We start from the raw sequence: 7,657 nt of genomic DNA on the forward strand, positions 1-7,657 counted from the left end.
TCAATGCTGCTGGACCCCAAGAGCTGGCCGGTCTGGCTGCAGGTCGCCGGCACCGCGCTCGCCGCGGCCGTTCAACAACCCATCGGCCACCACTAACCGCGGGATCGGGCCGCGGTCTCGGCTGTCGCAGCAACATCGTCCTGCTGGACCGGAATTCGAACCGCAACCCGACTCCGACCAGCGACGTGTGCGGTCACCGAAACCTTCGGTTCACGGCAATACGACGCACGCGGGACCGAGAGCGATACCGGTCCCGACGGTCACCTTTTCGGTAAGAGAGGGAGTACCTGAGAGACGCTCGGTCGCCCAGATGTAGTGCATCCCTTTCTCGGTCGGCGTCCAGGTGGCCGTCGCCTTCCCGGACTCGTCGGCCACCGGCTCGACACCATGGAACGGCACCTCGGTCGGACTTGACCCGACGCCGTCCAAAAGGATCACCGTGGCACCCGGCGTCGCGGTGACCGTGACGGCGTAGGAGCAGCCGGTTCCGTACGAGCCCGAACTCCCGAAGCTGAGACCGGACGCGATATCGAGACTGGTGACCGCGGCTCCAGCCTGAGGAGCGGCCAACGCGACGACAGCGCTCAGCGCACCGGCCGCCGCGACCGCGGAAACAAACCTCTTCGAAACGATCATGACGAATTACCCCCACTGGCAACAGATTTCCCCTTCGACCGGGGACCACGCCGAGGCTTCCACAAGATCATGACGAAAGCAACCGCGGCAAGCCGACGTGCACATCCTCGAAAAGCCTGGCAGCGCAAGCAAAAACCTAGGACCGGGTGCGCCGTCCTGCGGGCGTTGCTACCCCCGCCGGGCTGGATGTTCCAGAGGGCGAGTTCGCCGGTGTCGGGGTCGATGTAGCGGGTGGTCATCGTGTCCCCTGTTTCCGGTTCGTGTCGGGCCACACCATGAACGCTCTGTCTCACCGTGAAATCAACTCGGAATTCCACCGAAAACTGTTACTACACAACATCTTTAGACGTGGTGTCGGTTGCCTTCGCGGACGGGGAGAGTGATTGGATCCCGAACCACTGCGTGAGCACGGTACGCAGTTCGTCCGGGTCGGGCCGGGGTTGCGACGACGCCCAGGCCACGTAGCCATCGGGACGGACCAGCACAGCCGTGGCGGGCACCTCACCGACCGGCCGTCCGGCGGCGATGGTGAGCTGGTCTGCGATATCGGTCACCGAGGCTGCGACCACGCCGCCTTCGGTGAGATCAACAAGTACCGGCTGCCCATCGCGGGCAAGCTCTGCAATACGTTGCGTTCCACCGGTACTCGCCACAGCGAAGTCGGGCACCCAGCGTCCCGTAAGAGGATGCGCATCGGCGCCCATGGTGTAGCGGTTTTCAGACCCCGATAACAGGTCGTCGAGGCGACGGACGTTATCGGGATCTCACCGGCGGCGAGAGTCACCACTGCGCACATAGCTCACGCTCGATCACGGGCAAGCCGCCGCTGGCCACTCCGCCTCGGACAGGGCCTGCCACCGGCATAGACCGCGGCAACGTTACGAGATTCACGACCGGGCCTGCAGACTGAAGGTATCGACGACAGTGGGGGTATCGTCGGCGGCCAGCACGATGTATTGCCCTGAGATCCGGCCATTTTCGACCGACAGTCGCAGGAATCCCCATTTGTCGTCGCAGAACTGGTTCAGGATGATGCCGGGCCCGGCGGTCATGCCTGCCGTCGCACCCGCGGCCATGGCGTGCAGATTGTGGTAACCACCCGCACCGGCGACGATGTAGGGGATCTGGCGGTCGCCGATGGTCCGGGTGAAGCGCTGGTAGTTGTGGACGTGGCCGCTCAGGACCAAATCCGCTGTCCGGCCCGAGGTTCGGAAGGCCTGGTCGAGCAGGACACCCATGGCCGGGCAGCTGCCATGGTGGCTGTCGCCGGACAGCGGCGGATGATGCAGGGCGACCACGACCGGCAGCGCCGGATCGGCGGCGGCCAATTCACTGGCGAGCCAATCAGACTGATCACGGTGCACCGCGCCCCCGCTGGGCACATTGGTATACAGGCCGATGATCGTCAGGTAGGGCGGCGCCTGCAAGGTCCAGTAGACATTCGGCTGGTCCATGGTGTCGCGGTTGTACTCGTGGAAGCGCGGATCCACGTGCGGTGTGGCCGAGCAGAAGTTCTGCACGAACGCCGACAGCGAAGCAATGCTGGGATCGTCGGAATTGTCGCCGTCGTGGTTGCCGGGGATGGCGAAGATCGGCACGTTGTAGGACACGTAGGGCTCGTAGAACTGTGGCCCGTACTCGGATTCGTCGCCATTGAAGTAGACGACATCGCCGAGATGGTAGAGAAACGCCGGGCGGGGTCCATTGGCGAGATCGGCCGTCAAGGCCGCGGCGACGGCGAGCTGCGGGTGCGGGTCCTTGATCCCGCCGGTGTCGCCGACGCAGTGGAAGGTGAGTGTCCCCGGCCCGGGCGCGCCGATCACATCGGCGAGCGCGAGCCGGTACGGGTACGGTCCGGTCGGCGCGGGCAGTGGATGAAACGGCTGATCGGCCGTCATCTCCAACGGATTCTGGATCTGGCCCAGGGCAGTCGTCGGGGGGATACCGAAGTGGCGGGGCTGGTTCGGCATTGGTTGCGTACTCACTGTCCGAATCCGTTGTCTCCCGCGGCCACAACTCGATGGGCCGCCCCGGCAACCTCGAACTTCCTCGTTCCCGCCACCGATCACCCCAACATCTGCCGAAGGATTCGTCCATCACATGATAGGAGGCGAGGAAGCGGCCGGTCACGGAATGGAGTTTCTCGGCACTCCACGCATTCCACAATGGGTGCATCCACGCAGGACATGACCCGATATGGCAAGCGAACCAATGTTAATGGTGTGCGCGGAACTCCAGGGATGTCGTATCGTGGTCGAGCCCTGCACCGAAGATTGCTTCGGCGGCAGGCGCGGAGTTCCTGTTGCTTCTGTAGTGGATTCGAGGTGGTGACCTATATCCCAGGCCATGTAGCCGTCCGCGTTCCCCCACGTCCTGATTTCTGAACGTGTCGGGGGGCGGACGTCGCGCTGGCCTGAGTTGCGTCACCCAATCCTGTTTTCCGTCATTTCCCGGGTGCAGCTCTGCAGACTGCCTCGGGTGTGGTGTTGTCCGGCCCTGGTGTGGTTGACGGCGAGCTCCCCGATTCCCGCACCAGGAGTCCTACCGTGAATTCCTCCGCGCTCGACAACGAGCCCGAGCACACCCCTGAGCCCTCGGCCCATGCCTCGTCCGGCACGGCGTCGAAGATGACGACGGCCGCCAGGATCGCCCTCGCGGTCGTTCTGACCGGCGAACTCATGAACATCCTCGACGATTCGGTCGTCCTCACCGCCATCCCTACCCTGCAACAGTCGCTCGGCGCCGGACCGGCCGCGGTGCAGTGGCTGACCGCGGGCTACGCGCTGACCTTCGCGCTCGGACTGATCACCGGTGGCAGGCTCGGTGACCTCTACGGCCGACGCCGGATCTTCCTCCTCGGCACCGTCGGGTTCACCCTCGCCTCGCTGCTGTGCGGCATCGCGGCCGGCCCCGGCATGCTGATCGCCGCCCGGGTGGTCCAAGGCAGTGCCGCCGCCGTGATGATCCCGCAGGTCCTGGCCACCCTCCACGTCACCTTCGACGGCGAAAACCGCAGCAGAGCCTTCGGCCTCTACGGGGCCGTCCTGGCGATGGCCAACGTCGCGGGTCCGGTCCTGGGCGGCGCGCTCACCGAGGCCGACCTGTTCGGGCTGTCCTGGCGGCCGATCTTCTTGATCAACGTGCCCATCGGGCTGGCCGTGATCATCCTTGGACGCAAGTTCATCACCGAGTCGACCGCGGCGAAGGCCGACCGTCTCGACCTCGCAGGCATGCTGCTGTCCGCGATCGCGATGGCGCTGATCGTCTTTCCGCTCACCGAGGGCCACGCCCACGGCTGGCCGCTGTGGTGTTTCGCCATGCTCGCCAGCGGTCTGCTCGTGCTCGGCGTCTTCCTTCGCCATCAACAGCGCCGCAAGAACGATGCCCCACTGGTGGCGCTGTCGCTGCTCGAGAACAACCAGTTCTCCGGCGGTCTGTCCGCGCAGTTGACGCTGGCCCTGCTGTGCGGGCTGTTCTTCATGACCTGGAGCCTGTACCTCCAGCATGGCCTGGGCATGAGCCCGCTGATGGCAGCGCTGGCCTTCGTGACGCTCGCCCTCGGCGAGCTGGCCGGTGCGATGACCGCGACGAAGACCGCTGGACGCTTCGCGCGTCGCCTGCCCCAAACCGGCGCCCTGATCGCACTCGCCGCGATCACGGCCTACGGGATCCAGATCAGCAGCGGGCAGGCCGAGATGACCCTGCTCGCGATGACGGTTCCCGTTCTGCTGCTCGGGTTCGGCTTCGGCATGATCGGCGGACCGATCGCCGATCTGACTCTGGCGAAGGTTCCACACGAGAGCGCCGGTTCGGCCTCAGGCCTGTTCAACACCGCGCTCCAACTGGGCTACGCCCTCGGTATCGCACTGACCGGCCCGGTGTTCTTCTCCGCCACCGGCGGCGTACCCACGAGCACGCTCAACCGCGACGCCTTCACCGGGGTGCTGTGGTGGGTCGGCGGCGCCTTGGCCGTGATGTGGGCTTTGATGTTCTTCCTGCCTCAGCGCATGAACGGCCGAGCCGAGGATTCCGCCGGGCAGTGACATCGGTCGTATCGGGTCACCCCTGAAGGGGCGTATCGGAATCGGCAATATGGGATGTTCTGAGCCGCACCGCATCTCGTCGGTCGACCGCGCGATATGCGGCCATGTGCGGATGTCGGAGCTGTCGATGGTCCGGTGGTCTGGTCAGGTGCGGTCACGCCGCGTGGATTCCCTCATCGTGCCCGTCCATCCGATGTCGAGCAGCGTGAAGATCTGGTCGAGTGCGGGCTCGGCGTCGTCGCGTCCGCGGACGAGCGCGACGGCTTCGAGGGCGAAATGGGCCAACGCGTGGCAACCGGCGTCGTCCTCGGGCAGTCCGGTGTCGGCGGCGATCGCCGCGGCCAAAGCGTTCTCGTGGCGCAGCCACATGCGGCGGAAGTACTCACGCAGCGCGGGCGTGGTGTCGATCAGGCGCACGAACTCGGCCAGGCGAGGATCGGTGCGGGCTCGGTGGGAGCGTTCGTCGCGTAGTAGCTGGCGCAGTGCCTGTGGGATGGATTGCCCGGCCAAGCGCTCGCGAACAGCGGTGACCAGCGCGGTCTCGCGGTCGGCGTCCTGGTCGAAGACCAGCGTTTCCTTCCCGTCGGGAAAGTGCTTGAACAGGGTGGCCACCGACACGTCGGCGACCTCAGCGATCTCCCGCACGCCGACCGCGTCGTAGCCCCGCTCCAGGAACAACTCCAGCGCGGCGTCGGCCAATGCCTGGCGGGTGGCGGCCTTCTTGCGCTCACGGCGTCCCGTCTCGGTCACGGCTCCACCTTAGCTGCCGCAGTGAACCGATACGAACATAGAACCGTTCGACTTATTGAACCGTTTCATTTACGGTGTGAGGGGTTGGGCCGTCCGGCCCGCACCGCGGCGACGAACACGCCGCCGCGGCCCACGTGGGAAGGATTGACTCATGACGACTCCACCTCGCATCGCCATCGTCGGCGGCGGACCCGCCGGGTTGATGTGCGCTCGGGTCCTGCAGGGCTACGGCATCGAGCCGGTGGTCTACGACGCGGACGCCGCCGTGGACTCCCGCGACCCGGGAGGGACGCTCGACCTGCACGCCGACTCCGGCCAGATCGCGTTGGAGGACGCCGGGCTGATGGATGCTTTCCGGGCGCTGGCCCGGGTCGAGGGCCAAGCCAAGAGCCGCCGGGATCACCATGGCGCGGTCCTCGACGAGTTCATTCCCGCCGCGGGCGACGAGGCGGCTCCCGAGATCGACCGCGGCCAATTACGGACCATGCTCTACGAGCACCTGGAACCCGACACCGTCCGGTGGGGACACAAACTCCGCCATCTCACCGCGCTCGGCGGCGGCGTCCACCGCTTGGATTTCGCCAACGGCGCCAGCATCGAAGCCGATCTCGTCATCGGCGCCGACGGCGCCTGGTCGCCGGTTCGACGACTGCTCACCGACGCGGTGCCGCACTACCTCGGTGTCTGCTTCCTCGACGCCCGATTCGACGATGTGGACACCCGTCACCCCGAGATCGCCGCGATCGTCGGTGACGGCCACATGTTCTCCACCGACGGCGACGGCCGCGCGGTGATCGTCCAGCGCAACAGCAACGGCATGGTCCGCGGCTACGTGGCCTTCCGCGCCGCGCTCGACTGGCACGTCATCGCCGGCGTGGACCTCACCGACCCCGACGCCGTCCGCTCCTACCTGTTGCGGGAGTTCAGCGAATGGTCCGCGGCCATGCGCCCGCTGATCACCGACAACGACGGCGACTACATACCGCGCAGCTTCTTTGCCCTGCCCGCTCCACTGACCTGGGACCACGTCCCCGGCGCCACCCTGATCGGCGACGCGGCCCACCTGATGGCGCCCTTCGGCGGCCACGGCACGAATCTCGCGTTGCTCGACGGCGCGGAACTCGCGCACGCCATCCACCAGCACAGCAGTCTCGACGACGCGGTCGCGCGCTACGAGGCGGCGATGTTCCCGCGCTCCGGGGAACTGGCCGTGGGCTCGAACACCGCGCTCACACGGTTTTTTTGCCACGACGTCCCCGGACGCACCGCACCTTCCTCCCGACCACGCGCGCGAACACCAGAACTACCAGGCCAGGGCAGCGGAATACCGACGTCGGCGAGCCGAAGACGGGCTCTGTGACGGCGGCGGCGGAGCTGCTGCACGTCGCGCAACCGTCGATGCCCCAGCAGATCCGCAACCTGGAGCGGGAACTCGGCGTCGGACAACTGGTCGATCAGTCCGCGTTGCCGCCGATCGAGAGCGTTGACGGCGAAGGCGCTGTGGCCGAGAACCACTGATGCGATGTGGTGAACTACGTAGTGAGCCATGAGGATGCGGAATCGGCCGCCGTGGGATCCCAGTCGTGCGACTGCCGCGTATAGAACCGGACCGACAGTCCGCTCGGGCTGCGAGCCACCAACAGCCAGCCGAGTAGGCCACGCAGGACCGGGGAATGCTCGATACCGAGGGTGTCGAGGCGGTCGGCGAGGCTGTCGAGGTCGTCGCGGGTGCCGACCGCGAAGGTCACGGGATCGAGCGTGGCGGTGCGCTCGGCGGCGTCTGGGTTCAACCGCAGTTCCATCGGTGCTTCCACCCCGGCGATGTGCACGATGTGGGCGAACACGTCACCGTCGGGGGTGTGGTGGTCCAGTCGCGGATCACGTCGGGCACCGACAACGGCCTCCCACCAAGCCAACTCGGCGCTCAGGTCGGTGGCGAAGATCTTCAGATGGTGGATTCCGTCGAATCCGGTGGGGGTGGTCATGGGTGTCCTATGCAGTGAGTACCGCGCGGATCGCGGCCAGGTCCTGGTCGGCGAGACCGGTATCCGCGGCACGGTCGTAGATTGCCTGGAGTGTGGCAAGGAGCAGCTCCGGAACACCCACACCGGCTGCGGCGGAACGGATGTGGCCGAGATCCTTGACGGCGGCGCGGACCGGACTGAGCACCTCGTCGCTGGTCCCGGTCAGTTGGGCGGCGCGGTAGTGCAGGTAGGTGCTGTCGGCAT

Annotated in this window: 9 protein-coding genes; 3 read left to right on the forward strand and 6 right to left on the reverse strand. The window is 66.5% G+C overall.

Going from position 1 to position 7,657, the window contains the following annotated elements; all coding sequences use genetic code 11:
* Nucleotides 1-210: 210 nt before the first annotated feature.
* The 3 genes from ACIA76_RS43330 to ACIA76_RS43340 all read right to left on the reverse strand — a co-directional run bounded on the left by ACIA76_RS43330 (nt 211) and on the right by ACIA76_RS43340 (nt 2,621).
* Nucleotides 211-636 carry a hypothetical protein gene (locus ACIA76_RS43330; protein ID WP_397161366.1) on the reverse strand — a complete coding sequence of 142 codons (426 nt, stop codon included), beginning with the start codon at nt 634-636 and terminating at the stop codon, nt 211-213.
* A 329-nt stretch (nt 637-965) separates the two neighbouring features.
* Complete coding sequence (locus ACIA76_RS43335) at nt 966-1,340, reverse strand: hypothetical protein (RefSeq protein WP_397161367.1); 375 nt, start codon at nt 1,338-1,340, stop codon at nt 966-968.
* A gap of 183 nt (nt 1,341-1,523) precedes the next feature.
* Nucleotides 1,524-2,621, reverse strand: coding sequence for a metallophosphoesterase family protein (locus ACIA76_RS43340; protein ID WP_397161368.1), 1,098 nt, complete (start codon nt 2,619-2,621; stop codon nt 1,524-1,526).
* 561 nt (nt 2,622-3,182) lie between these two features.
* Here ACIA76_RS43340 and ACIA76_RS43345 point away from each other — a divergent pair.
* A complete protein-coding gene (locus ACIA76_RS43345) occupies nt 3,183-4,679 on the forward strand; it encodes an MFS transporter (RefSeq protein ID WP_397161370.1) in 1,497 nt (498 codons plus the stop codon).
* Between the two features lie 144 nt (nt 4,680-4,823).
* On the opposite strand, the gene ACIA76_RS43350 is transcribed toward ACIA76_RS43345, so the two are convergent.
* Entirely contained in the window at nt 4,824-5,429 is a 606-nt protein-coding gene (locus ACIA76_RS43350; protein ID WP_397161372.1) for a TetR/AcrR family transcriptional regulator, read from the reverse strand.
* 151 nt (nt 5,430-5,580) lie between these two features.
* On the opposite strand from ACIA76_RS43350, the gene ACIA76_RS43355 reads away from it, so the two are divergent.
* Nucleotides 5,581-6,789 carry an FAD-dependent oxidoreductase gene (locus ACIA76_RS43355; RefSeq protein ID WP_397161374.1) on the forward strand — a complete coding sequence of 403 codons (1,209 nt, stop codon included), beginning with the start codon at nt 5,581-5,583 and terminating at the stop codon, nt 6,787-6,789.
* A complete protein-coding gene (locus ACIA76_RS43360; RefSeq protein ID WP_397161376.1) occupies nt 6,786-6,947 on the forward strand; it encodes a LysR family transcriptional regulator in 162 nt (53 codons plus the stop codon). Before ACIA76_RS43355 ends, ACIA76_RS43360 begins: the two co-directional genes overlap by 4 nt.
* A gap of 14 nt (nt 6,948-6,961) precedes the next feature.
* Here the strand turns inward: ACIA76_RS43360 and ACIA76_RS43365 are convergent, their stop codons facing one another.
* Together ACIA76_RS43365 and ACIA76_RS43370 are read right to left on the reverse strand one after the other, a co-directional pair.
* On the reverse strand, nt 6,962-7,414 hold the full coding sequence (locus tag ACIA76_RS43365; protein WP_397161377.1) for a VOC family protein: 453 nt from the start codon (nt 7,412-7,414) through the stop codon (nt 6,962-6,964).
* A gap of 7 nt (nt 7,415-7,421) precedes the next feature.
* The coding region (locus ACIA76_RS43370) for a hypothetical protein (RefSeq protein ID WP_397161379.1) at nt 7,422-7,657 on the reverse strand (236 nt) is incomplete at its 5' end.

It is taken from the genome of Nocardia sp. NPDC051570, from assembly GCF_044454005.1.
Classification (GTDB): Bacteria; Actinomycetota; Actinomycetes; order Mycobacteriales; family Mycobacteriaceae; genus Nocardia.